This is a genomic window from Pseudomonas sp. SORGH_AS_0211 (assembly GCF_031453455.1).
GTDB classification, from domain to species: Bacteria; Pseudomonadota; Gammaproteobacteria; order Pseudomonadales; family Pseudomonadaceae; genus Chryseomonas; species Chryseomonas aestiva.
Genome location: NZ_JAVIZV010000001.1, coordinates 116,953 through 141,802 on the forward strand (window position 1 = coordinate 116,953; position 24,850 = coordinate 141,802).

A 24,850-nucleotide genomic window follows, 5' to 3' on the forward strand; every position below is an offset into this window, starting at 1 on the left:
GGGTGCGGCGTTAAAAATCCGCTGGATCGCCAGCCCGGTCGGAATGCTCATTTACCGTTCGTAAACTCGAGCGCGAGCCCGGTCCACTTCCTCACGGATTTGCTTCGCTGGCGCTCACCCTTCGGGCCAGCCCTTGGCTGTTACTCCCGTTGGTCGTTGCGCCTTGCCTGACCTTCGCTCGGCAACTTTTCAGACAGGCCCTAGCCTCGCACAAGACGCAACTCGAATACAGCGGCAGGGCACCAGTGGCTGAGGGCGTGTATTTCGCCCGATAAAAATGACGGGACGGTTACAGCTTAAGCAGTTCAGCGCCTGATCACCAGAACCAGGCCGCCGACCAGCATGGCCCAGGCCGGCCAGGCGTGGGGCTGGGGTTCGAGACCCAGCTGCGCCGCACCCACCAGCAGGACCGCACCGATCACCCGCACGATCCAGTCGTCGTTGCGTCTGCCCCAGGGATTGGGCGGATCCTTGCGATGCGGCTGGGTGATGCGTTCCAGGGTATCGCGCGCCATCTGCGCCAGATGGGGGATCTGTTCCAGTTGCTGCTGGATATTGCGGGCGACCTGCGGCGGACTTAGCCGCTTGCGCATCCACTTTTCCAGGTAGGGCTTGGCGGTGGACCAGAGGTCCAGGTCCGGATAGAGCTGGCGGCCCAGGCCTTCGATGTTGAGCAGGGTCTTCTGCAGGAGCACCAGCTGCGGCTGGATCTCCATGTTGAAGCGGCGCGCCACCTGGAACAGCCGCAGCAGCAGCTGGCCGAAGGAAATGTCCTTGAGCGGCTTCTCGAAGATGGGTTCGCAGACGGTGCGGATGGCCGCTTCCAGTTCGTTGACCTGGGTGTTGGCCGGTACCCAGCCGGAGTCGATGTGCAGCTGGGCGACCTTGCGGTAGTCGCGCTGGAAGAAGGCCCAGAGGTTACGTGCCAGATAGTCCTGGTCCTCGGGGGTCAGGCTGCCGATGATGCCGCAGTCCACCGCGATGTAGAGCGGATCCCAGGGCTTGGCGGTGCTGACGAAGATGTTGCCCGGGTGCATGTCGGCGTGGAAGAAGCTGTCACGGAAGACCTGGGTGAAGAAGATCTCCACGCCTCGCTCGGCCAGCAGCTTGAAGTCGGTGCCCTGGTCGCGTAGGGCGGCCAGGTCGGTTACCGGGATGCCGTAGATGCGCTCCATGACCAGCACCCGCTCGCGGCACCAGTCCCAGTACACCTGGGGCACGTAGAGGCGCTCGGAGCCGTCGAAATTGCGTCTGAGCTGGCTGGAGTTGGCCGCTTCGCGCAACAGGTCCAGCTCGTCGTAGATGGTCTTCTCGTAGTCGCTGACCACGTCCATCGGGTGCAGGCGGCGGGCTTCGGCGGACAGCCGTTCGGCCAGGCGCGCCAGCAGGAACAGCCAGGCGATGTCCTGGCTGATGATGTTCTTCAGCCCCGGGCGCACCACCTTGACCACCACCTCTTCACCGGTCCGCAGCTGGGCGGCATGGACCTGGGCCACCGAGGCCGAGGCCAGCGGCTGGTGATCGAAGCGGGCGAAGGCCTGCTTGATGGGTACGCCGAGCTGGGACTCGATGAGCGCCACGGCCTTTTCCGGCGGAAAGGGCGGGACCTTGTCCTGCAGGAACATCAGTTCGTCGGCGATATCCTCGGGCATGAGGTCGCGCCGGGTGGAAAGGATCTGGCCGAACTTGACGAACACCGGTCCCAGACCTTCCAGCGCCAGGCGCAGACGGGCGCCGCGCGGCAGGGTCTTGCTCGGTCGCGGCAACCAGCGCCAAGGCAGCACATAGCGGGTGGCGCGCAGGTACCAGGGCAGCGGCAGGGCATAGACGATGTCGTCAAGCCGATAGCGGATGACCACGAAGAAGATCCGCAACAGGCGGTTGAGGGCAGCGAACAGCTTCATTCGTCGGGGTTATCCCTGGCGTTGCGGGCAGTGCCCAGGCGGGCGAGACGGGCGTCGAGACGATCCGCGTCCAGGCGCAGGGCATCGATCTCGGCGAAGCGGGCCTCACCTTCGAGACGACCCACCAGTTGGCGGCTCTCCTCGTTCAGCCAGTTGGACAGCGTCAGTTGCAGGCTGTCACGGCTCTGTTCACAGAGCGCCTGGCCGCGCCGGGCCAGATCGCCCAGCAACGCGGCCGGCAGCGGACCGAGCCAGCGACTGACCTCGTGCTGCCAGTCCAGCTCCAGCTTCTGCAGGATGTCGGCCAGTTCGATCAGCAGGGTGCTGTCGCCCTCCAGACGCACGTCCAGCTGGTGCAGCACCCGCTGCTTGTCACGGGCCAGGGCCAGTTCGGCCAGACGTGTCGCCGGGGCACTCAGGGTGCAGTCGATATCGCCTTCGTGATGGGCGGCGAAGTGCAGGCCGTCACCCGCGGGCAGGACGTACAGGCGCAGCGCCGGTTGCCGGGTCTGGATCGCGATCACCCGGCCGGTCAGGCCGGCCAGCCGCGGCAAGGCCACGGGGTCGAGCGCCAGTAGCGGATTCAGGCCGCGCTCCAGCGCGGCCAGCAATGCCTGGGTGACGAGGGCCATCAGGGCTTGATGCCGCGATGTAGGGCGACCACGCCGCCGGTCATGTTGTGGAAGGTAACCCGGGCGAAACCGGTCTCTTCCATCATGGCCTTGAGGGTCTGCTGATCGGGGTGCATGCGGATGGACTCCGCCAGGTAGCGATAGCTTTCGGCGTCACCGGCCACCAGCTTGCCCATCAAGGGCAGGAAGCCGAAGGAATAGGCATCATAGGCCTTGGACACCAGCGGGTTGGTGGGCTTGGAAAATTCCAGCACCAGCAGGCGGCCACCCGGCTTGAGCACGCGCAGCATCGAGGCCAGGGCCTGGTCCTTGTGGGTGACGTTGCGCAGACCGAAGGCGATGGTGATGCAGTCGAAATGGTTGTCGGGGAAGGGCAGCTTCTCGGCGTCGGCCTGGACGAAGCGCACATTGCTGGCGACGCCTTCGTCGAGCAGGCGGTCGCGGCCGACCCGGAGCATGGAATCGTTGATGTCGGCCAGGACCACCTCGCCGGTGGGGCCGACCAGGCGGGCGAACTGCTTGGTCAGGTCGCCGGTGCCGCCGGCGATGTCCAGCACGCGGTTGCCGCGGCGCACGCCGGAGAGCTCGATGGTGAATCTCTTCCACAGCCGGTGGATGCCCGCCGACATCAGATCGTTCATCACATCGTACTTGGCCGCCACCGAATGGAAGACCTCCGCGACCTTGTAAGCCTTCTGGCTCTCCGGAACGCTCTGGTAGCCGAAGTGGGTCTGGGATTCGGCCTCGGGGCCTTTGCGCGGATCGCTCATGGGGCTACACCTGGGACAGGGACAAGAGGGCATTCTAGCAGGCCGATCGCCCGGCATGCCCGGCTAAAACCGGGGCTGACCGCTCGGTTCTCGCGATTGGCGACGTGGCGGGCCCTCGCTATAGTCAGGGCCCCTTATCCGGAGTTCCCCGATGTCCCAGATCACCATCGAACGCAGCCATTCGCTTGGCTTGGAAGGCGTTCGCCAGAAGGCCGATCAACTGGCCGAAAAACTCACGCGTGACTATGGGGTGGCCTGCGCCTGGGAAGGCGATACCCTGACATTCACGCGCAGCGGCGTGGATGGACGGATCGAGGTCGGTGAAGACCGGGTGCGGGTGCTGGCGACCCTGGGCATGATGTTCTCGATGCTCAGTGGCCAGATCGAGAAAGAGATCGAGCGCAAGCTGGACAAGGCCCTGACGACCTGAGTCCGCTCAGAGCATCAGCTTGACCGCGCTGACGTGTGGGTCCCGCGTCTTGCCGGCGCGGGCCAGCTGTTCCAGGTAGTCGGCCCAGAGTTCGTCGCGGCGACTGCCCAGTTCATAGAGATAGTCCCAGCTGAACAGACCACTGTCGTGGCCGTCATCGAAGGTCAGCTTGATGGCGTAGCGCCCGGCCGGTTCGACGGCGCTGATGCCGACCTGCTGCTTGCCCCACTGCAATACCGGATTGCCGTGTCCCTGGACCTCGGCCGAAGGCGAGTGCACCCGCAGGAATTCGGCGGGCAGCTCGAAGGTTTCCGCGCCATAGCTGACGCTGAGGGTCTTGGAGGCCTTGTGGAGCTGGATGGCGGTGGGGATACGCATGCTGAGTTTCTCTGGGCGGCGATTTGGCCATTGCTTGAAGCCATCGCGGCCATGGGCCGCCCCTACGCAATCCTGTAGGAGCGGCCGCATCGGCGGGCCGCCAAGGCCGCGATGACGAGGGGCCTAGAGCAGCCACACGGGTTACCTAGGCTCCCAACCTACCGTCACAGTATATAGCGCGACAGGTCTTCGTCCTGGGCGAGTTCGCCCAGGTGGCCGTTCACATAGGCCGCGTCGATGACGATGGGCTCGCCATTCTGCTGGCCCGCGAGGTCTGCGGCGCTGAAGGACACCTCTTCCAGCAGACGTTCCAGCAGGGTGTGCAGGCGCCGGGCGCCGATGTTCTCGGTCTTCTCGTTGACCTGCCAGGCGATCTCGGCGATGCGGGTGATGCCGTCGGCGGCGAATTCCACCAGCAGCCCCTCGGTCTTGAGCAGTTCGCGATACTGCTCGGTGAGGGAGGCGTGCGGCTCGGTGAGGATGCGCTCGAAGTCCTGCGGGGTCAGCGCCTTGAGTTCGACGCGAATCGGCAGGCGACCCTGCAGCTCCGGGACCAGGTCGCTGGGCTTGGACAGGTGGAAGGCGCCCGAGGCGATGAACAGGATGTGGTCGGTCTTGACCATGCCCAGCTTGGTGTTGACGGTGCAGCCTTCGATCAGCGGCAGCAGGTCGCGCTGCACGCCTTCGCGGGAAACATCGGCACCGCTGGTGTTGCCGCGCTTGGCGACCTTGTCGATCTCGTCGATGAAGACGATACCGTGCTGCTCGACGGCTTCCAGGGCACGGCCCTTGAGTTCTTCCTCGTTGACCAGGCGGGCGGCTTCTTCATCACGCACCAGCTTGAGCGCTTCCTTGACCTTGAGCTTGCGCTGCTTGGTCTTGCCCTTGTGCATGCCGGCGAAGAGATTCTGCAGCTGACTGGTCATCTCCTCCATGCCGGGCGGGGTCATGATCTCGACGCCGGCGGGGGCATCGGCCACCTCGATGTCGATTTCCTTGTCGTCCAGCTGGCCCTCGCGCAGGCGCTTGCGGAACAGCTGGCGGGTGTTGCTATCGGTGGCGGTCGGCTGGGGTTCGTTGCTGAAGCCCACCGAAGGACGCGCCGGCGGCAGCAGGGCATCGAGGATGCGCTCTTCGGCAGCGTCTTCGGCGCGATGGCGGTTAAGCACCATCTCCTGTTCGCGCAGCATCTTCACGGCGGCGTCGGCCAGATCACGGATGATGGACTCGACGTCGCGGCCGACATAGCCGACCTCGGTGAACTTGGTGGCTTCCACCTTGAGGAAGGGCGCGTTGGCCAGCTTGGCCAGGCGCCGGGCGATCTCGGTCTTGCCCACACCCGTGGGGCCTATCATCAGGATGTTCTTGGGGGTGACCTCGGGGCGCAGCTCGGCGGGCAGCTGCATGCGCCGCCAGCGGTTGCGCAGGGCGATGGCCACGGCGCGCTTGGCGTCGTCCTGGCCGATAATGTGGCGGTTGAGTTCGTGGACGATCTCGCGGGGGGGCATGGACATGGGCAGTCTCTAAACCGGATCACGCCTGAGGCGCGTCCAGCTCCTCGATGGTCAGGTTGCGGTTGGTGAACACGCAGATGTCACCGGCGATATTCAGGGAGGTCTCGGCGATCTCGCGGGCACTGAGGTCGGTGTGCATGAGCAGGGCGCGGGCGGCGGCCTGGGCATAGGCACCACCGGAGCCCATGGCGATCAGGCCTTCTTCGGGCTCCACCACGTCGCCGTTGCCGGTGATGATCAGGGAGGCGTCCTTGTTGGCGACCGCCAGCATGGCTTCCAGACGGCGCAGGGCACGGTCGGTGCGCCAGTCCTTGGCCAGCTCGACGGCGGCGCGGACCAGGTGGCCCTGGTGCTTCTCGAGTTGCGCCTCGAAGCGCTCGAAGAGGGTGAAGGCGTCGGCGGTACCGCCGGCGAAACCGGCCAGCACCTCGCCCCGGTACAGCCGCCGGACTTTCTTGGCGTTGCCTTTCATGACGGTGTTGCCCAAGGAAACCTGGCCGTCGCCGCCGATCACGACCTTGCCGTTGCGGCGTACAGAAACGATGGTGGTCAAGAGAATCTCTCCGCGTTGCTTGGGGCGTCGGCCCCGGTTACGCAGAGATATGGGGATGGCCGCGACGCCCTTCAAGCGCCGCGACGGGGGATTGATCCGATCAGTGACCGCGTCGCTGTTGCAGCAACAGATTCTTGAAGCCGCTGCCGGCGAGCTGTTTCTGCGCCTGGGTCAGCTGGTCGCGATCGCTGTAGGGACCGACCAATACCCGGTACCAGGTGTCGTCCTTGACCTTGCCCGATTCCACGCGCACGTCCTGGCCGAGCATGATGATCTGGGCGCGGACCCGGTCGGCATCGGCCTGGGTGCGGAAGGAACCGGCCTGGAGGAAGAACAGGGTCACCGGCGGCTGGGCCTTGGTGGTGGCTTCTTTGGGCGGCGTGGCGGCCGGCTGGCCCGCGGTGGTCGCGGGCGTGGTCGACGTTGCGGTCGCCGGCTGGCCGGGTTGCGCCGGGGTCGCGGCGGCATCCGGTTTGGCCGGGGTGGTCGGCTTGGCGGCCGGATTGCGCGGCACGGCGTCCGGCGGCACGATCACCTCGGATTCGGGCAACAGGGTATAGAAGTCGTACTTGGGCTTGATCGGCGTGGGCGGCGTGCCCTCGGTCTTGCCGGCGGCGGTCGCCGACTTGCCATTGCCCGCCGTGGCGGCCGGGCGGCCTTCTTCCGGCTTGGTGCGCTGCACCGCCTTGTTGCCCGGTTCGAGCTTCATCAGGAACACCACGAAGGCCCCGATGGCCAGACCCGACGCGAGCCAGACCCAGCCGGGCAGGGGCTGTTTCTTGGGAGCCGAGGTGTTGCGACTGGCGCCGCGCTTGGGTGGGGCTTTCTTGGTGGCCATCAGGCGGTGATCCGTCTCTTACATGCGTTCCAGGGTGTGCAGGCCGAGCAGTTCCAGACCCTGCTTGAGGGTGCGCCCGGTGAGGGCGGCCAGCCGCAGGCGGCTCTGGCGCAGCTCGGGGTCCTCGGCGGTCAGGATCGGGCAATTCTCGTAGAAGCTGGAGAACAGGCCGGCCAGGTCGTAGAGATAGCTGCACAGCAGGTGCGGGGTGCCCTTGTCGGCGACGCCGGCGAGGATTTCGCCGAATTGCGCCAGGCGGCCACCCAGATCCTGCTCCTGCGGGGCGTCCAGGCGGATGCTGCCGGCGGGTTCGCTCTGCTCGGCCTTGCGCAACACGCTGGCGACGCGGGTGTAGGCGTATAGCAGATAGGGCGCGGTATTGCCCTCGAAGCTGAGCATCTGTTCGAAGTTGAAGCTGTAGTCGCTGGTGCGGTGCTTGGACAGGTCCGCGTACTTGACCGAGGCGATGCCTACCACGCGGCCGATATGGCGCAATTCGTCCTCGCTGAAGGGTACCTCGCCACGCTCGGCGCGACCGGCATTGCGCTCCCTGACCAGCTGATAGGCACGCTCCTCGGCTTCGTCGAGCAGGTCGACCAGCTTGACGGTGCCGCCGTCACGGGTCTTGAACGGACGGCCGTCGGCGCCGTTCATGGTGCCGAAGCCCATGTGCTCGAGTTGCATGGTCGGCGCGACGAAGCCGGCGCGGCGCGCCACCTCGAAGGCCATCTGGAAGTGCAGGGCCTGGCGCTGGTCGACGAAGTACAGCGCGCGGTCGGCGTGCAGCTGGCGGCTGCGGTAGCGCATGGCGGCCAGGTCGGTGGTGGAATAGAGATAGCCGCCACCGGCCTTCTGCACGATCACCGGCAGCGGATTGCCCTCGGCGTTCTTGAATTCCTCGAGAAAGACGCAGCGGGCGCCATCGCTTTCGGTGAGCAGGCCGGCGGCGTCCAGATCGCTCACCACCTGGGCCAGATCGTCGTTGTAGGCGCTCTCGCCCTTGACGTCGGCCGGGGTCAGGCGGACGTTGAGGCGGTCGTAGACTTCCTGGCAGTGGGACAGGGAGACGGCGTTGAAGCGTTCCCAGAGCCGCAGGCAGTGGGCATCGCCGGCCTGCAGCGCGACCACCAGTTCGCGCGCGCGAGCGGCGAATTCCGGCGAGGCGTCGAAGCGTCCCTTGGCCGCGCGATAGAACACCTCGAGATCGGCCAGTTCGCCTTCGGCGGCTTGCGGCTGTTCTTCCATGTAGGCCAGCAGCATGCCGAACTGGGTGCCCCAGTCACCCACGTGGTTCTGGCGGATCACCTCGTCGCCGAGGAATTCCAGCACCCGCGCCACGGCGTCCCCGATGATGGTGGATCTCAGGTGACCGACGTGCATCTCCTTGGCCAGGTTCGGCGAGGAAAGGTCCACCACCACGCGCTGATGCGGCTCGTGAATGGATACCCCCAGGTGCGGATCGGCGAAGGCCGCATCCAGGCGCGCGGCCAGTTGCGCGTGATTCTGGAAGAAGTTGAGAAAGCCGGGGCCGGCGATTTCCACCTTGCTGACCGCCGGATCGGCGGGCAGGGCGGCCAGCAGCTTTTCGGCCAGGTCGCGGGGCTTGGCGCGGGCCGGCTTGGCCAGCAGCAGGGCGACGTTGCTGGCGAAGTCGCCGTGGCTCTTGTCCTTGGTGTTTTCGACCTGGATGGCCGGGGCCACGTCAGCCGGCAGGGTGCCGTCGGCGATCAGGCGGTCGAGGGCGTGCTGGATGAGCTGGCGGATGCTGTCTTTCATGGTCATTGGCCTTCGGCGTGCGCCGAGCGCGCACTGCGATGAAAACCCGGCATTATCCGTGGCGAGCCCGGCCTTGCCAATGGTAAGCCAATGCCACTAGAAGAGATCGATGGGATCCACGTCCAGCGACCAGCGTACCTGACGGGCTTCAGGCAGGCTTTCTAGCTGGACGACCCAGATGCCCAGCAGGCGATGCAGGGGCGCGCGGCTGCTGCTCTGCAGCAGCAGCTGGGCCCGGTGGCGGCCGGCGCGGCGCTCCATCGGCGCCGGTACCGGCCCCAGCAGCTCCACCTGGGGCAGGGCGAGATTGACCGCCAGGCCCTCGGCGACGTGATAGGCCGCCTCCAGGAAATTCTCCACCTGATCCTGGCGATGGGCATCGGCGCGCAGCAGCGCCAGATAGGCGAACGGCGGCAGCCCGGCGGCGCGGCGCTCCTGCAGGGCCTGGCGGGCAAAGGCCGGATAGCCCTCCTCGGCCAGTTGCACCATCAGCGGATGATCGGCCAGATGGGTCTGGATCAGCACCTGCCCAGGCTCCTCGGCGCGACCGGCGCGACCGGCCACCTGGACGATCTGCTGGGCCATGCGCTCGCTGGCACGAAAGTCTGCGGAAAACAGCCCGCTGTCGGCGTCCAGCACGGCCACCAGGGTCACCTTGGGGAAGTGGTGCCCCTTGGCGAGCATCTGGGTGCCGACCAGGATGCAGGGCACCCCACTGTGGATGGTGCGCAGGAGTTTGCCCAAGGCGTCCTTGCGCGCCGTGGTATCGCGGTCGATGCGCAGCACCGGGACGTCCGGAAACAGCAGCTGCAGGCGTTCCTCGGCGCGTTCGGTACCGGCGCCTACCGGACGCAGGTCGAGCTTGCCGCAGGACGGGCAATGCCGCGGCGGCGTCTGGCGCTGATCGCAGTGGTGGCAGCGCAATTCGCCGGAGCCGCGGTGATAGGTCATGCGTGCATCGCAGCGCGGGCACTGGGCCAGCCAGCCGCAGTCGTGGCAGAGCAGGGTGGGGGCGAAGCCGCGGCGATTGAGGAACACCAGCACCTGCTGGCCGCGCTCCAGGGTCGCGCCCATGGCCTTGAGCAGTGGCTGGGACAGACCGCTGTCCAGCGGACGACTGCGCACGTCCAGGCGCTCGAAGCGCGGCGGCTGGGCGCCACCGGCACGCAGCGACAGGCGCAGGTGGGCATAGCGCCCCTGGTCGGCGTTGTGCAGGCTTTCCAGCGAGGGGGTGGCCGAGCCCAGCACCACCGGCAGATTCTCGAAGCGCGCGCGAACCACCGCCAGGTCGCGGGCGTGGTACCTCAGGCCCTCCTGCTGTTTATAGGAGGCGTCGTGTTCCTCGTCGACGATGATCAGCCCAGGGTGCTTGAGCGGGGTGAACAGCGCCGAGCGGGTGCCGACCACGATGTCCAGTTCGCCATCGCGAGCCGCCAGCCAGATGTCCATGCGCTCGCGATCGGTCAGCGCCGAGTGCAGCAGGGCGATGCGCGCATTGAAGCGCTGCTCGAAACGCCCCAGGGTCTGGGGGCCCAGGTTGATCTCGGGGATCAGCAGCAGCGCCTGGCGCCCCGCTTCCAGGGTGGCGCGGATCAGTTGCAGGTAGACCTCGGTCTTGCCGCTGCCGGTCACCCCTTCCAGGAGATAACAGTGGAAGCCGCTGCCGGCGCGGACCGCTTCGTAGGCCAGCCGCTGCTCGCCGTTGAGTGGCAGCTCGGCCTGGGCCAGCCAGGAACCCTGGTGCCGGGTCGGCTGGTGATAGCGGGTCTCCACCTTGACCAGGCCCTTGGCCTGCAGGAGATCGAGACTGTCCTTGACCAGGCCGAGCTGGCCGAGCAATTCGTGCAGCACCCCGTGGGGGTGCTGGCGCAAGGTCTTGAGTGCCTCGCGCTGGCGCGGCGCCCGGGCCAGGCGCGGATCTTCCGGGCGCGCATCGGGCTGGGCGATCCAGAAGCGCTGCAGTCGTCGCTCGGCCGGCTCTCCCTGACGCAAAAGGGCAGGAAGTGCCCAGCTCAGGGTGTCGCCGAGGCTGTGCTGATAGTACTGGGCAGACCACTGGCAGAGCTCGAACAGCGCGCTGGGCAATGGCGGACGCTCGTCGAGCAGTTGCAGCGCCTTGCGCAGCTTGTCCGGCGGCACCTCGGTTTCCCGGGCCACCTCGATCAGCACCCCGACCACCTCGCGGCGACCGAAGGGCACCCGCAGCCGCACGCCCGGGCGCAACTGCTCCTCGACCGCTCCCTTGGGCGGCAGATAGTCGAACAGGCGGCGCAGCGGGGAGGGCAGCGCCAGGCGCAGGATCAGGGGCACGGCAGGGCTCGCAGGAGGAAAGCCCGATGGTAGCAGACGGGCGGTGAGGGGGCTGCTTGCACCTCCTATCTGCTCTGGTATGATTTGCAGCCCAAATCTGTGCGGTATCCGGCAATGGCGCCGGGTGGCGGCACAGCTAGACCCCGAGGATAGTCCCATGAAAGCTGATATCCATCCGCAGTACGATGCCATCGAAGCCACCTGCAGCTGCGGTAACGTCATCAAGACCCGCTCGACCCTGAGCAAGAACATTCACCTGGACGTCTGCTCCGAATGCCACCCGTTCTACACTGGCAAGCAGAAGGTCCTGGACGCTGGCGGCCGTATCGATCGCTTCAAGCAGCGCTTCGGCGTGTTCGGCAGCAACAAGTAATGCGCTGCCGTCGGCCATCTCCGTATGGTTCGACACTGAAAAAGGCGTCCCTCTGGGGCGCCTTTTTTGTTTGTGGCCTGGTTGGCGCGCCAGCGGCCCAGGCGGCGGACTGTCCGCTGCTGCCGGGTGGGCAGGAGGTCGTGGTCCGCCAGGTGGTGGACGGCGATACCCTGCGCCTGGTCGACGGTCGTTCGGTGCGCCTGATCGGCGTCAATGCCCCGGAGCTGGGCAAATCCGGCGGTACCGCCCAGCCCTATGCCGAGGCGGCGCGTCAGCGGCTGCAGGCGCTGGTCGCGGCCAGCGACGAGCGTCTGCGGCTGGTGCCGGGCAGCGAGGCGACCGATCATTACGGCCGTACCTTGGCGCACCTCTTCGATCGCCAGGGCGGCAACCTGGAGGCCCGGCTGATCGCCGAGGGCCTCGGCTATGCCGTCGCCATCGCCCCGAATACCCGGCTGGCCGCCTGTCAGGCCGCCGCGGAAAGCCAGGCGCGCAAGGCGCGACGGGGCGTCTGGAAGCAGGATCCGACGATCGCCTCGACCCGCATAGAAGAGGATGGTTTTGCCGTGGTGCAGGGGCGTCTGCTGGACGTCGAGCGCAATCGTGGCGGCCTCTGGCTGCAGTTCGAAGGCGATCTGGTGGTCAATGTCCCCGAGCGCTTCGTCGCGGCCTTCGACGAGGTGCCGCTGCGCCAATGGACGGGGCGCGACCTCGAAGCCCGAGGCTGGATCGTCGATCGCAGTCGGCGCCAGGAAGCGGGCCGCGGGCGCTGGCTGATGACCCTGAGCGACCCGCACATGCTGGGTTTGCGGGTTGAATCGTTTTAGCCGAAAGTCGTATTGCGATTGATTTCAGGCATATGGCCGATTGCTTGTGGCACCTTGAGTCTTTGCGTATTCTCGCCCGACCCAAGACCCACACCACGCGGATATACCAATAATGTCTGATCTCAAAACCGCCGCCCTCGAATACCACGCCCAGCCGCGCCCCGGCAAACTCAGCGTCGAGCTGACCAAGCCCACCGCGACCGCCCGTGACCTGTCCCTGGCCTACAGCCCCGGCGTCGCCGAACCGGTCCGCGAGATCGGTCGCGATCCCGAACTGGCCTACCGTTACACCGGCAAGGGCAACCTGGTCGCGGTGATCTCCGACGGTACCGCCATCCTCGGCCTGGGCAACCTCGGCCCGCTGGCCTCCAAGCCGGTGATGGAAGGCAAGGGCGTGCTGTTCAAGCGCTTCGCCGGTGTGGACGTCTTCGACATCGAGGTGGACGCCGAGAGCCCCCAGGCCTTCATCGACACCGTCAAGCGCATCTCCATCACCTTCGGCGGCATCAACCTCGAAGACATCAAGGCGCCCGAGTGCTTCGAGATCGAACGCGCCCTGATCGAGCAGTGCGACATCCCGGTCTTTCACGATGACCAGCATGGCACCGCCATCGTCACCGCCGCCGGCATGCTCAACGCCCTGGAAATCGCCGGCAAGCGCCTGGAAGACGCCAAGATCGTCTGCCTGGGTGCCGGCGCTGCCGCCATCTCTTGCATGCGCCTCCTGGCCAGCATGGGCGCCAAGGTCGAGAACATCTACATGATCGACCGTCAGGGCGTGGTCCACAGCGGCCGCAGCGACCTGAATCAGTACAAGGCGGCCTTCGCCACCGAGACCAGCAAGCGCACTCTGGACGACGCCCTCGAAGGCGCCGATGTCTTCGTCGGTCTGTCCGGTCCGAACCTGCTGTCGGCGGAAGGCCTCAAGCGCATGGCGGCCAACCCCATCGTCTTCGCCTGCTCCAACCCGGATCCGGAAATCACCCCCGAGCTGGCCCACGCCACCCGCGACGACGTGATCATGGCCACCGGTCGCTCCGACTATCCGAACCAGGTCAACAATGTGCTGGGCTTCCCCTTCATCTTCCGCGGTGCCCTGGACGTTCGCGCCCGGGTCATCAACGAGGAGATGAAGATCGCCGCTGCCCTGGCCCTGCGTGATCTGGCCAAGCTGCCGGTACCCAAGGAAGTCTGCGCGGCCTACAACGTCGACAGCCTGAGCTTCGGTCGCGAGTACATCATTCCCAAGCCGATGGACGCGCGCCTGATCACCCTGGTATCCGATGCCGTGGCCAAGGCCGCCATCGAGACCGGCGTGGCCACGCTGCCCTATCCGGCGAACTATCCGCTGAAGTCGGTGGATGACGTCTTCGCCAAGTAAGGCGCGACGCAATAAAAAACCCCGCCTTGGCGGGGTTTTTTATTGGGCGCAGATCAGAAGATGTCCATGGGCACGTTTTCGCTGGAGGGCAGCGGCGTGCCGGGCGCGACGCCGGGCGGCAGCTCGTCCAGGCTCGGCGGGGTGTCCTCGCTCTTGAACAGCTCGAAGTAGGCGTTGGGCGTGCCGGGCGGCGCGGCGCGGCCCGTGGTGGGATCGACGCGGATGGAGACGATGCCGTCCGGTTCCTTGAGCTGATGCGGCGGCTTGTCCTTGAGCGCCGCGCCCATGTAGCTCATCCAGATCGGCAGGGCCACGGTGCCACCGAATTCCTGGCGACCTAGGGTTTCGGGCTGATCGAAGCCGGCCCAGACCGTGGTCACGTAGTCGCCGTTGTAGCCGGAGAACCAGGTGTCCTTGGATTCGTTGGTGGTGCCGGTCTTGCCGGCCAGGTCGTTGCGACCCAGTTCCAGCGCCTTGCGCCCGGTGCCGCGCTTGATCACGTCCTGCAGCATGCTGTTCATGATGAAGGCGTTGCGCGGGTCGATGACCTGGGGCGCGAACACCGGCGCCGGATTGGCCGGATCGGCAGCGGTGGTATCGGCCGCCGGCGTGACCTCCACGCCGGCTGCGGCCTTGGCCTGCACCTGCTGGGGCACCCGCGGCGCGGCAGTGCGATAGACCACCTTGCCGTCGCGATCGGTCACGTGATCGACCACGTAGGGCGTCACCTTGTAGCCTTCGTTGGCGAACACCGACCAGCCGGTGGCCACTTCCAGCGGCGTCAGGCCCGGGGTGCCGAGGGCGAGGGACAGGTTGCGCGGCAACTGGTCGCGCTCGAAGCCGAAGCGACTGACGTAATCCAGCGCATAGTCGATGCCGATGGCCTGCAGTACCCGGATGGACACCAGGTTGCGCGAGCGATACAGCGCCTCGCGCAGGCGGATGGGGCCGAGGAAGGTGTTGTTGTCGTTCTTCGGTCGCCAGGCTTCGTCGGGATTCTCGTCCATGAAGACGATGGGCGCATCGTTGACCAGGCTGGCGGCGGTGAAGCCCTTCTCCAGGGCCGCGCTATAGATGAACGGCTTGAAGCTGGAGCCGGGCTGGCGGCGGGCCTGGGTCGCGCGGTTGTAGTTGCTCTGCTCGAAGGAGAAACCACCGATCAGGGCGCGGATGGCGCCATCCTGGGGGTCGAGCGACACCAGGGCGCTCTGCGCCTTGGGAATCTGCGAGAACTTCAGGCTGCCATCGTCCTGGCGCTGCACCCGGATCAGGTCGCCGACCTTGACCACGTCGGCCGGACCGTTCGGGCGCGGCCCCAGGCTGTTGGCGCTGAGGTAGGGGCGTGCCCACTTCATCGAGTCCCAGGAGACCGCCTCTTCCTTGCCCTCGCGGGTCAGGACCAGGATGCCGCTCTTCTCCACCTGGGTGACGAGGGCCGGATCCTGGCCGCCGACGATGCGCTGCTTCTGGATCAGCGCGGCCCACTCGGCCCGGCTGCGGTTGGGCCACTGGGCCTCGGGGCCGCGATAGCCATGGCGGCGGTCGTAGTCGGTCAGACCGTCACGCACGGCCTCGAAGGCGTCCGTCTGCAGCCGGCTGTCGATGGTGGTGTAGACCTGATAGCCATCGGTGTAGGCATCGCCACCATAGCGACCGACCATTTCCGCCCGCGCCATTTCGGCGATGTAGGGGGCGTTGAGTTCAGGCACGGCGACGTGGTGGTAGGCCTCGAGCGGCTCGGCGATGCCGGCCTGGTAGGCCGCCTGATCGATATAACCGAGCTTGAACATGCGTTCGAGGATCCAGTTGCGTCTTTCCAGGCTACGCTCAGGATTAGCGACCGGGTTGTAACGCGACGGCGCCTTGGGCAGACCGGCGATCATCGCCATCTGGGCGACGGTCAGGTCCTTGATGGACTTGCCGTAGTAGACCTGGGCGGCGGCCTCGATACCGTAGGCGCGGTTGCCCAGGTAGATCTTGTTGACGTAGAGCTCGAGGATCTCGTCCTTGCTCAGTTGGCGCTCGATTTGCAGCGCCAGGAGGATCTCGGTGAATTTGCGCGAGAAGCTGCGTTCGCTGGTCAGGAAGTAGTTCTTGGCGACCTGCATGGTGATGGTGCTGCCGCCGGTCTGGATGTGTCCGGTCTTGACCAGCTGGCTCACCGCTCGCGCCAGGCTTTTCACATCCACGCCATAGTGATTGGCGAAGTTGTCATCCTCGGCGGAGAGCAGGGCATGGATGAAATTGGGCGGTATCTCGTTGAACCGCAGCGGCGAGCGGCGCATTTCGCCGAATTCGGCGATGAGTTTGCCGTCCGCGCTGTACACCCGCAGAGGGATCTGCAGTTGCACGTTTCGCAGGGCATCGATGGAGGGCAGGCTGGGGCTGAGGTAGAGGAAGGCACCGCTGAGACCCAGCAAAAGGCTGCAGACCAGGGCGACCAACGACCACCAGAAAAATTTCAGAACACGCATCAAGAGACTTTTCGAATGGAAAGAAGGAAAGGGCGACAGGTGAGGGTCAGCCTACACGGCGTCGCCATTATAGGCGCGTTTGGCGGTTGGCCGCTATTTGCTCGGGTGTCAAGTCTGTTATCTAATGCCCGTCCGCGGAAGACCACCGTCGCTCATAGGGAACTGATGTGCTAGGGCTATTCAGAAAGAAGGCGAATACGCTGCTGGGTATCGACGTCAGTTCGACATCCGTGAAACTCATCGAGTTGAGCCGTTCAGGCGGGCGCTACCGGGTGGAAGCCTATGCGGTCGAGCCCCTGCCGGCCAATGCCGTGGTGGAAAAGAACATCGCCGAACTCGAAGGCGTGGGCCTGGCCATCGGCCGGGTGCTGGTCAAGGCGCGCAGTTCCGCGCGCAGCGCTGCCGTGGCCGTCTCCGGCTCGGCGGTGATCGCCAAGACCATCGAGATGGATGCCGGCCTGACCGACGACGAGCTGGAAAACCAGATCAAGCTGGAAGCCGACCAGTACATTCCCTACCCGCTGGACGAGGTCGCCATCGACTTCGAGGTGCAGGGGCCGTCGCCGCGCAACGCCGAGCGCGTCGAGGTACTGCTGGCCGCCTGCCGGAAGGAAAACGTCGAGGTCCGCGAGGCGGCCCTGGCGCTGGCCGGCGTCTCCGCCAAGGTGGTCGACGTCGAGGCCTATGCCCTGGAGCGCGCCTACCAGTTGCTGGCCAACCAGCTTGGCGGCCATGTCGACGACCTCACCGTGGCGGTGGTCGACATCGGCGCCACCATGACCACCCTGAGCGTGCTGCACAACGGCAAGACCATATACACCCGCGAGCAGCTGTTTGGCGGTCGTCAGCTCACCGAAGAGATCCAGCGTCGCTACGGCTTGTCGGTGGAGGAGGCCGGTCTGGCCAAGAAGCAGGGCGGGTTGCCGGACGACTACCAGAGCGAGGTGCTGACGCCCTTCCGCGAGGCGGTGGTGCAACAGGTGGCGCGCTCGCTGCAGTTCTTTTTCGCCGCCGGGCAATACAATGATGTGGACTACATCTTGCTTGCCGGAGGAACCGCGTCAATTTCCGGACTCGACCGCTTGATCCAGCAGAAAATCGGCACCCCGACGGTCCTGGCCAATCCCTTCGCCGACATGACCGTCAGCAACAAGGTCAATGCGGCGGCCCTGGCGGGTGACGCCCCGGCGCTGATGATCGCCTGCGGCCTGGCCATGAGGAGTTTCGACTAGATGGCCCGCATCAACCTCTTGCCCTGGCGGGAGCAGCTGCGCGAAGAAAGGCGCAAGCAGTTCCTGGTGATCCTGGGCGGCATCTTCGTGCTGTCGTGCGGCGCCGTGTTTCTCGGGGATCAGTACCTGTCCGGCGAGATCGCCCGTCAGGAGGCGCGCAATGCCTTCATCCAGCAGAACATCGCTCAGCTGGACGTGCGCATCAAGGAGATCAGCGAACTCAAGACCCGTCGTCAGCAGCTGCTGGCGCGGATGAAGATCATCCAGGACCTGCAGGGCAACCGCCCGGTCATCGGCCACGTCTTCGACCAGTTGGTGCGTACCCTGCCGGACGGCGTGTACTTCCGCGAGCTGAAGATGCAGGGTGACACCCTGTCGATCAGCGGCGAGGCGGAATCCAACAACCGGGTCTCCAACCTGATGCGTAACCTGGATGCTTCCGACTGGTTCGCGTCGCCTACGCTGATCGAGGTCAAGGCGACCACTGCCGGAGCGGTGGACCAGGCCAACACCTTCCAGCTCACCGTCAAGCAGACCCAGCCCGGCGCTCCTGCGCCGGCCCCGCTCGCCAAGGGAGGCAAACCATGAGTCTCGCCGATTCCCTGGCCAGCCTGCGCAAGGTCGATATCAACGAACTCAGCCTGGAGAACCTCGGTTCCTGGCCCAAGCCGGTCAAGGTCATCGCCTGCCTGCTGATCGTGCTGGTGGTGCTCCTGCTTGGCTATCAGTTCCATCTCAGCGACATGCAGGCCCAGCTGGACAGCCAGCGCAACCAGGAAGAGACGCTCAAGCAGCAATACGCCAGCAAGGCCTTCCAGGCCGCCAATCTGGATGCCTACAAGCAGCAGATGGTGGAGATGGAGGAGTCCTTTGGTGCCCTGCTGCGGCAACTGCCCGGCGATACGGAGGTGCCGGCGCTGCTGGAGGACATCACCCGCACCGGTCTCGGCAGCGGCCTGGAATTCGAGCAGATCAAGCTCCTGCCCGAAGTCACCCAACAGTTCTATGTCGAGTTGCCGATCCAGATCACCGTGGTGGGCAACTATCACGACCTGGCGACCTTCGTCAGCAGCGTCTCCAGCCTGCCGCGCATCGTCACCCTGCACGACTTCGACCTCAAGCCGGTGGACGACAAGAATGCCAATGGCGGCGGTACGGTCTCCGGAGGCGGTGGCAAGTTGCGCATGAACGTCCTGGCCAAGACCTATAGGTACAACGACAAGGGGCTCGGCAAATGAGGACGCCCCTGTTGCTCTGTCTGCTGACCGGCGTGCTGGTCGGCTGTGGTTCCAGCGATACCAGCGATCTGCAGGCCTTCATGGACGAAACCCGGGCCAAGCCGCGCGGTTCCATCGAGCCGCTGCCGCAGTTTCGCGCCTACGAACCCTTCACCTACGCCGCCGCGGCGCTGCGCAGCCCCTTCCAGGCGCCGGTACGCATCGATCCCACGGTGCGCCAGCGCGGAACCGGCAACATCAAGCCGGACGCGAATCGACCCAAGCAGTTTCTCGAAGGCTTCAACATCGAGACCTTCAGCATGGTCGGCATCCTGGCCAATGCCAGCGGCCGCTATGCGCTGGTCAACGGCGCCGGGGGCGTGCATCGCGTCAAGGTGGGCGACTACCTGGGGCGCAACGACGGACGCATCACCAAGATTACCGATGGCGAGATCGACGTGATCGAAATCGTCCCGGATGGCGAGGGTGGCTGGCTGGAACGGCCGCGCACCATCACCTTGAAGGAAAAGACTTAAATGGGCAGGGCGAGCACTGTGAACACTACTATCGCGGGACGACTGGGGCTGGGCCTGGCCCTGCTGCTGAGCAGCCTGGCCGGTCAGGCCCTGGCAGCCGATCTGCAGGCTTTGAACGTCGCCTCCCTGCCCGGGGATCGCATCGAACTCAAGCTGACCTTCGATCAGCCGGTGCCGGTGCCCAAGGGCTACACCATCGAGCAGCCGGCGCGGATCGCCCTGGACCTGCCCGGCGTGGCCAACAAGCTGGGCACCAAGAGCCGCGAGCTGGGCAATGGCAATGCCCGCAGCGTGACGGTAGTGGAGGCGGGCAATCGCACCCGCCTGATCATCAACCTCACCAACCTGGCCAGCTACGACACCCGGGCCGACGGTCGCAACCTGTTCGTCACCATCGGGGGCACCGCGGGTCGCCAGGTGGCCAACGCCCAGGCCAATCTGACGCCCAACCTGCCACGCGCCGCCGCGCCTGCCACGGTGACCGCACCTTCGGCCGCACCCCTGCCCGGCGCGGTCGCCCGCACGCCGCTGCCGCCGACCCAGGCCACCTCCACCGTGGCGGCCATGACCGCGCCGCGGCCGCAACTGCGCGGCAAGGCGATCCGCCATATCGATTTCCAGCGGGGTCCCCAGGGCGAGGGCAACGTGGTCATCGACCTGAGCGAGACCGGCATCAACCCGGATATCCAGGAGCAGGGCGGCAAGATTCGCCTGACCTTCGCCGGTACCCAGCTGCCCGAAGAGCTGCGCGTACGCCTAGACGTCAAGGACTTCGCCACCCCCGTGCAGTTCGTCAACGCCTCCGCTGACAGCGGCGGGGCGTCCATCGTCATCGAACCGACCGGGACCTACGACTACCTGGCCTACCAGACCAACAATCGTCTGACCCTGAGCGTCAAGCCGCTCACCACCGAGGAAAAGGAAAAGCGCGCAGCCGATCGCTTCACCTATACCGGCGAGAAACTGTCGCTGAATTTCCAGGACATCGACGTCCGCTCGGTGCTGCAGCTGATCGCCGACTTCACCAACCTCAACCTGGTGGCGAGCGACACCGTGCAGGGCAACATCACCCTGCGCCTGCAGAACGTGCCCTGGGACCAGGCGCTGGATCTGATCCTCAAGACCAAGGGTCTCGACAAGCGTCAGATCGGCAACGTGCTGCTGGTGGCACCGGCCGACGAGATCGCCGCCCGTGAGCGTCAGGAGCTGGAATCCCAAAAGCAGATCCAGCAGCTGGCCCCGCTGCGTCGCGACCTGATCCAGGTCAACTACGCCAAGGCCGCCGATATCGCCAAGCTGTTCCAGTCGGTGACCAGCGCCGACAAGACCGCCGACGAGCGCGGTTCCATCTCGGTGGACGAACGCACCAACAGCATCATCGCCTACCAGACCCAGAATCGCCTGGACGAACTCCGGCGCATCGTCTCGCAGCTGGACATCCCGGTGCGCCAGGTAATGATCGAGGCGCGGCTGGTGGAAGCCAACGTCGACTACAGCAAGCAGCTGGGTGTGCGCTGGGGCGGCAACGCCAGTTCTGGCAACTTCGCGGTCTATGGCAAGGACGGCGCTACCACCGTCGATTCCACCACCGGTCAGGTCTTCCTGCCGGGCACCAGTACCGTAGGCAGCTTCACCTCCGCGAGTGGTGTGGCGCCCACCCCCTTCGTCGACATGGGCGTCTCCGGCAGTACCTCGGGCATCGGCGTCGGCTTCATGGTCGGTGGCAAGATGCTCGACCTGCAGCTGTCCGCCCTGCAATCCAGCGGCAATGGCGAGATCATCTCCCAGCCCAAGGTGGTGACCTCGGACAAGGAGACCGCCAAGATCCTGCGCGGTACCGAGATCCCCTACCAGGAAGCCAGCTCCAGCGGTGCCACCAGCACCAGCTTCAAGCAGGCCGCCCTGTCGCTGGAGGTCACGCCGCAGATCACCCCGGACAACCGCATCATCATGGAGGTCAAGGTCAACAAGGATGCGCCTGACTACCAGAATGCGCTCAATGGCGTGCCGCCGATCAGCAAGAACGAGGTCAATGCCAAGGTGCTGGTGAGCGATGGCGAGACCATCGTGCTGGGCGGGGTGTTCTCCAATACCCAGACCAAGTCCACCACCAAGGTGCCGATGCTGGGGGATATTCCCTATGTCGGCCGCCTGTTCCGCCGGGATTCGGTCACCGACAGCAAAGTCGAGCTGCTGATCTTCCTCACGCCGCGTATCATGAACAACCAGGCGATAGCGGTTGGTCGATGACATAAGTGCGTAATCTGTTTCTCGTAGGACCGATGGGCTCGGGCAAGAGCACCATCGGCCGGCTCCTGGCGAAGGAATTGCGGCTGCCGTTCAAGGATTCCGACAAGGTAATCGAAGAACGCACCGGTGCCGACATCCCCTGGATCTTCGATGTGGAAGGCGAGCAGGGCTTTCGCGAGCGCGAACGCGCCGCGATCGCCGAACTGTGCGCGGAAAACGGCCTGGTGATGGCCACCGGCGGTGGTGCCGTACTGCGCGAGGACAATCGCCAGGCGCTCAAGCACGGCGGGCGCGTCATCTATCTGCATGCCTCCATCGAGCAGCAGATCGAGCGTACCTCCCGCGATCGCAACCGTCCCCTCTTGCAGACCGCCGATCCCGCGGCGGTGCTGCGCAATCTCATGGCCATGCGCGACCCGCTGTACCGCGAGATCGCCGATATCATCATCGAGACCGACGAGCGGCCACCCCGGCTGGTCGTGCTGCAGATACTCGACCGTCTGAAAGCCCTGGCGCCGCATTAAAGCCGCAAGCGTTCTGCGCTATGCTAGGCGCCCTTTGAATCAAGGTGACGGCATGCGGACTCTTCACGTCGAGCTCGGTGAGCGCAGCTACCCGATCTACATCGGCCAGGGCCTTCTGGATCGACCGGACTGCTTCCTGCCCCATCTCGCCGGGCGCAAGGTGGCGATCGTCACCAATGAAACCATCGCACCGCTCTATCTGGAGCGCCTGCTGCGCACCCTCGGCGACCGCCAGGTCAGCTCGATCGTGCTGCCCGATGGCGAGGCGCACAAGAACTGGGAAACCCTGCAGCTGATCTTCGACGGCCTGCTGCAGGATCGCCATGATCGCAAGACCACCCTCATCGCCCTCGGTGGCGGGGTGATCGGCGACATGGGCGGATTCGCCGCGGCCTGCTATCAGCGCGGGGTGGACTTCATCCAGGTGCCCACCACGCTGCTGTCCCAGGTCGATTCCTCGGTGGGCGGCAAGACCGGCATCAACCACCCGCTGGGCAAGAACATGATCGGCGCCTTCTACCAGCCCAAGGCCGTGGTCATCGACACCGACAGCCTGGCGACCCTGCCGGCGCGCGAACTGTCGGCGGGTCTGGCCGAGGTCATCAAGTACGGCCTGATCTGCGACGAACCTTTCCTCGGCTGGCTCGAAGAGCATGTCGAGGCGCTGCTGGCGCTGGACCAGCGGGCCCTCACCGAAGCCATCGAGCGGTCCTGCGCGGCCAAGGCCCAGGTGGTCGGCAGCGACGAGCGCGAGTCGGGCCTACGGGCCATTCTCAACCTCGGCCATACCTTCGGTCACGCCATCGAGACCCACCAGGGCTATGGCGTCTGGCTGCATGGCGAGGCGGTTTCCGCCGGCATGGTAATGGCATTGCAGATGTCCCTGCTGCTGGGCTGGCTCACGGCTGCCCAGCGCGACCGCGCCCTGCGCCTGCTGGTCCGGGCAGGGCTTCCCGTGGTACCGCCGGCGGACATGCAGCCGGCCGATTTCGAACGCCTCATGGCGGTGGACAAGAAGGTCCTGGATGGACAACTCCGGCTGGTACTGCTCAGTGATCTGGGCCAGGCCGTGGTGACCGCCGACTTCGCCCGCGACATTCTCGAGCAGACGCTGCGTACCGATTACCAAGCGCTGACCGCCCAGTAAGGAGAACAAGAGAGTCCCATGTCCAATCTGCACGCCGACGAAGCCTTCCTCGGTCACTATCAGTTCACTCACGACCCGTTCGCCGCCCGCGTTCCCGGTTTCAAATTCTTTCCGGCGCAGCGCAAGCCGGTACTGGGCCAGTTGCATCATCTGGCTCGCTACAGCCAGCTGCTGCTGGTGGTCAGCGGCCCCGAGGGCAGTGGCAAGACGCTGCTGCGCCAGGCGCTGGCGGCCAGCACCAAGAAGGAAGCCGTGCACTGCGTGGTGATTTCCGCGCAGAACGGTGGCGACGCTCGCACCGTGCTGGCCCAGGTCGCCAAGGGCGTGGGCGCCGACAGCCAGACCCCGGCGGCCATTCTCGCGCAGGCGGCGGAAGTGCGCCTGGCGGGGCAGGAGGTCTACATCCTGGTGGATGATGCCGAGGCGCTGGCCACCCCCGCGCTGGAAGCCCTGCTGGAACTGGCGGGTGGCGGCGAAAAGGAGCGCCTACACGTCTTCCTGTTCGGCGAAGCGGAAGTGGTGATGCGCCTGGAAGACATCGCCCAGGGCGAAGAGCGCTATCACGCCATCGAGTTGCTGCCCTACAGCGAGAGCGAGGCCGAGGAATACCTGGCCCAGCGCCTGGAGGGTGCCGGTCAGGGTCTGGAGATCTTTACCGACGAGCAACTCGCGACCATCCACCAGCGCTCCGGCGGCTGGCCCGGTCGGCTCAACGAAGAAGCCCGGGATGTCCTGGTGGCTGGCATGAGCGCCCGGCGCAAGAAGGCCGCCGCACCGGCGAAAGGCTCACGCAATCTGCTGGCGGCGCTGCCGCGCAAGCATCTGGTCATTCTCGGGGTGGTGGTGCTGGCTGTCGGCGCCGCGGCGCTGTCGCTGAAGGGCGGCAAGAGCGAGACCCCGGCCACCGGCACGGCCGGACAGGACCTGCCCATGGGCGGCCAGAACACCGCCTCTGCCGGCAAGGACGCCCAGGGGGCGCCCATCCAGTTCGACGGCTCTTCCAAGCCACTGCCCCTGCCGCTGGTGGGTGAGTCGCAGCCGGTCATCCGTGAACCCCTGGCGGAAGCGGCCGGTGGCCGGCAGGCGGGTACCGCGGCGGGTAACGACATGGGCGCTGGCGGCGTGCCGCCGACCGTGACCACCGAGGCCCCGCCGGTCAGTGACGAAGACGAACTGCCCAGCCGGACGCCGGCACGCACGCCGGCGCCCAGCGCGCCGGCAGTGGCCGCCCCGGCGCCCCGGCATACTGCGCCTGCGGCTGCCGCCGCGCCGGCACCGGCCAAGCCGGCCCCGACGGCGACGCCTGCTCACGCCGGCAGCGCCGCGGCGGGCTGGTACGGCAGCCAGGCCGGTAGCAAATACGCCTTGCAGGTGGTGGGCACCAGCACCGAAAAGGCCGCGCAGGACTTCATCGCCGCCCAGGCCGACAGTGGCAACTTCCGCTATTTCAAGAAGAGCTACCAGGGCAAGGCGCTCTATGTGGTGACCTACGGCAACTTCGCCAATCGGGCGGCGGCGGAAGCGGCGGTCAAGCAGCTGCCAGCCAAGGTACAGGCCAGCAAACCCTGGCCGCGGACCTTCGCCAGCATCCAGCAGGACATCGCCACCAGTCGCTGATTCTTGCCCGAGATGCAAATAAAGCCCCGGTGCTATCACGAGCGTGATGCCGGGGCTTTCTTTTTTGCGTCACCAAGTTTTCATCAGGTGTCATCAGTGTTTGTCGTAAGCGATTTTTTCGCTACACTGGTCAGCCTTTGACTGTCCGAAAAAAGTTCAAATAAGCG

Annotated in this window: 22 protein-coding genes; 12 read left to right on the top strand and 10 right to left on the bottom strand. The window is 65.8% G+C overall.

The window, feature by feature from the left end:
• Positions 1-305 precede the first annotated feature (305 nt).
• The 3 genes from ubiB to ubiE are packed head-to-tail and all read right to left on the bottom strand — an operon-like array spanning position 306 to position 3,306.
• On the bottom strand, positions 306-1,904 hold the full coding sequence (gene ubiB, locus QE393_RS00565) for a ubiquinone biosynthesis regulatory protein kinase UbiB (protein ID WP_158890937.1): 1,599 nt from the start codon (positions 1,902-1,904) through the stop codon (positions 306-308).
• Positions 1,901-2,536: an SCP2 sterol-binding domain-containing protein gene (locus QE393_RS00570; RefSeq protein ID WP_310041606.1), complete on the bottom strand. Its 636-nt coding sequence runs from the start codon at positions 2,534-2,536 to the stop codon at positions 1,901-1,903. Before QE393_RS00570 ends, ubiB begins: the two co-directional genes overlap by 4 nt.
• Positions 2,536-3,306: a bifunctional demethylmenaquinone methyltransferase/2-methoxy-6-polyprenyl-1,4-benzoquinol methylase UbiE gene (ubiE, locus tag QE393_RS00575; protein WP_017641038.1), complete on the bottom strand. Its 771-nt coding sequence runs from the start codon at positions 3,304-3,306 to the stop codon at positions 2,536-2,538. The genes QE393_RS00570 and ubiE overlap by 1 nt, the downstream gene beginning before the upstream one ends.
• 151 nt (positions 3,307-3,457) lie before the next feature.
• Here ubiE and QE393_RS00580 point away from each other — a divergent pair, with 151 nt between their 5' ends.
• Entirely contained in the window at positions 3,458-3,736 is a 279-nt protein-coding gene (locus QE393_RS00580) for a polyhydroxyalkanoic acid system family protein (RefSeq protein WP_310041608.1), read from the top strand.
• Positions 3,737-3,742: 6 nt separating this feature from the next.
• On the opposite strand, the gene QE393_RS00585 is transcribed toward QE393_RS00580, so the two are convergent.
• The 6 genes from QE393_RS00585 to QE393_RS00610 all read right to left on the bottom strand — a co-directional run bounded on the left by QE393_RS00585 (position 3,743) and on the right by QE393_RS00610 (position 11,105).
• Positions 3,743-4,114 carry a DUF971 domain-containing protein gene (locus QE393_RS00585; protein WP_310041609.1) on the bottom strand — a complete coding sequence of 124 codons (372 nt, stop codon included), beginning with the start codon at positions 4,112-4,114 and terminating at the stop codon, positions 3,743-3,745.
• A gap of 164 nt (positions 4,115-4,278) precedes the next feature.
• Entirely contained in the window at positions 4,279-5,628 is a 1,350-nt protein-coding gene (gene hslU / locus QE393_RS00590) for an ATP-dependent protease ATPase subunit HslU (RefSeq protein ID WP_310041610.1), read from the bottom strand.
• Positions 5,629-5,647: 19 nt separating this feature from the next.
• Positions 5,648-6,181, bottom strand: coding sequence for an ATP-dependent protease subunit HslV (gene hslV / locus QE393_RS00595; RefSeq protein ID WP_017641034.1), 534 nt, complete (start codon positions 6,179-6,181; stop codon positions 5,648-5,650).
• Positions 6,182-6,281: 100 nt separating this feature from the next.
• A complete protein-coding gene (locus tag QE393_RS00600) occupies positions 6,282-7,019 on the bottom strand; it encodes an SPOR domain-containing protein (protein WP_273810185.1) in 738 nt (245 codons plus the stop codon).
• 18 nt (positions 7,020-7,037) lie between these two features.
• Positions 7,038-8,795, bottom strand: coding sequence for an arginine--tRNA ligase (argS, locus tag QE393_RS00605; protein WP_310041612.1), 1,758 nt, complete (start codon positions 8,793-8,795; stop codon positions 7,038-7,040).
• 96 nt (positions 8,796-8,891) lie between these two features.
• The gene (locus QE393_RS00610; protein WP_273810180.1) at positions 8,892-11,105 is read right to left on the bottom strand and encodes a primosomal protein N'; all 2,214 of its coding nucleotides are present in this window, start codon (positions 11,103-11,105) and stop codon (positions 8,892-8,894) included.
• A 157-nt stretch (positions 11,106-11,262) separates the two neighbouring features.
• Here QE393_RS00610 and rpmE point away from each other — a divergent pair, with 157 nt between their 5' ends.
• From rpmE to QE393_RS00625, 3 genes are all read left to right on the top strand, one after another.
• On the top strand, positions 11,263-11,478 hold the full coding sequence (gene rpmE / locus QE393_RS00615; RefSeq protein WP_133861498.1) for a 50S ribosomal protein L31: 216 nt from the start codon (positions 11,263-11,265) through the stop codon (positions 11,476-11,478).
• The gene (locus QE393_RS00620; RefSeq protein WP_273810178.1) at positions 11,478-12,305 is read left to right on the top strand and encodes a thermonuclease family protein; all 828 of its coding nucleotides are present in this window, start codon (positions 11,478-11,480) and stop codon (positions 12,303-12,305) included. Before rpmE ends, QE393_RS00620 begins: the two co-directional genes overlap by 1 nt.
• Before the next feature lie 112 nt (positions 12,306-12,417).
• The gene (locus tag QE393_RS00625; protein WP_133861496.1) at positions 12,418-13,686 is read left to right on the top strand and encodes a malic enzyme-like NAD(P)-binding protein; all 1,269 of its coding nucleotides are present in this window, start codon (positions 12,418-12,420) and stop codon (positions 13,684-13,686) included.
• Positions 13,687-13,739: 53 nt separating this feature from the next.
• On the opposite strand, the gene QE393_RS00630 is transcribed toward QE393_RS00625, so the two are convergent.
• Positions 13,740-16,160, bottom strand: coding sequence for a penicillin-binding protein 1A (locus QE393_RS00630; RefSeq protein WP_273810176.1), 2,421 nt, complete (start codon positions 16,158-16,160; stop codon positions 13,740-13,742).
• A 167-nt stretch (positions 16,161-16,327) separates the two neighbouring features.
• Between QE393_RS00630 and QE393_RS00635 the strand changes: the two genes are divergently transcribed.
• From QE393_RS00635 to QE393_RS00670, 8 genes are read left to right on the top strand one after another with little or no spacing between them, the layout of a single operon-like run.
• On the top strand, positions 16,328-17,392 hold the full coding sequence (locus QE393_RS00635; RefSeq protein ID WP_183633703.1) for a pilus assembly protein PilM: 1,065 nt from the start codon (positions 16,328-16,330) through the stop codon (positions 17,390-17,392).
• Entirely contained in the window at positions 17,393-17,980 is a 588-nt protein-coding gene (locus QE393_RS00640) for a PilN domain-containing protein (RefSeq protein WP_017641026.1), read from the top strand.
• Entirely contained in the window at positions 17,977-18,630 is a 654-nt protein-coding gene (gene pilO, locus QE393_RS00645) for a type 4a pilus biogenesis protein PilO (protein WP_133861492.1), read from the top strand. The genes QE393_RS00640 and pilO overlap by 4 nt, the downstream gene beginning before the upstream one ends.
• Positions 18,627-19,145 (top strand): pilus assembly protein PilP, encoded by a 519-nt coding sequence (locus QE393_RS00650; RefSeq protein ID WP_133861491.1) that lies wholly within the window; start codon positions 18,627-18,629, stop codon positions 19,143-19,145. Before pilO ends, QE393_RS00650 begins: the two co-directional genes overlap by 4 nt.
• Positions 19,146-21,395, top strand: a complete 2,250-nt coding sequence (gene pilQ / locus QE393_RS00655; RefSeq protein ID WP_405046218.1) for a type IV pilus secretin PilQ — start codon at positions 19,146-19,148, stop codon at positions 21,393-21,395.
• 5 nt (positions 21,396-21,400) lie between these two features.
• A complete protein-coding gene (gene aroK / locus QE393_RS00660; protein WP_133861489.1) occupies positions 21,401-21,919 on the top strand; it encodes a shikimate kinase AroK in 519 nt (172 codons plus the stop codon).
• A 52-nt stretch (positions 21,920-21,971) separates the two neighbouring features.
• Positions 21,972-23,066 carry a 3-dehydroquinate synthase gene (gene aroB / locus QE393_RS00665; protein WP_273810171.1) on the top strand — a complete coding sequence of 365 codons (1,095 nt, stop codon included), beginning with the start codon at positions 21,972-21,974 and terminating at the stop codon, positions 23,064-23,066.
• An 18-nt stretch (positions 23,067-23,084) separates the two neighbouring features.
• Complete coding sequence (locus tag QE393_RS00670; protein ID WP_273810169.1) at positions 23,085-24,683, top strand: AAA family ATPase; 1,599 nt, start codon at positions 23,085-23,087, stop codon at positions 24,681-24,683.
• The last annotated feature ends 167 nt before the right edge of the window (positions 24,684-24,850 follow it).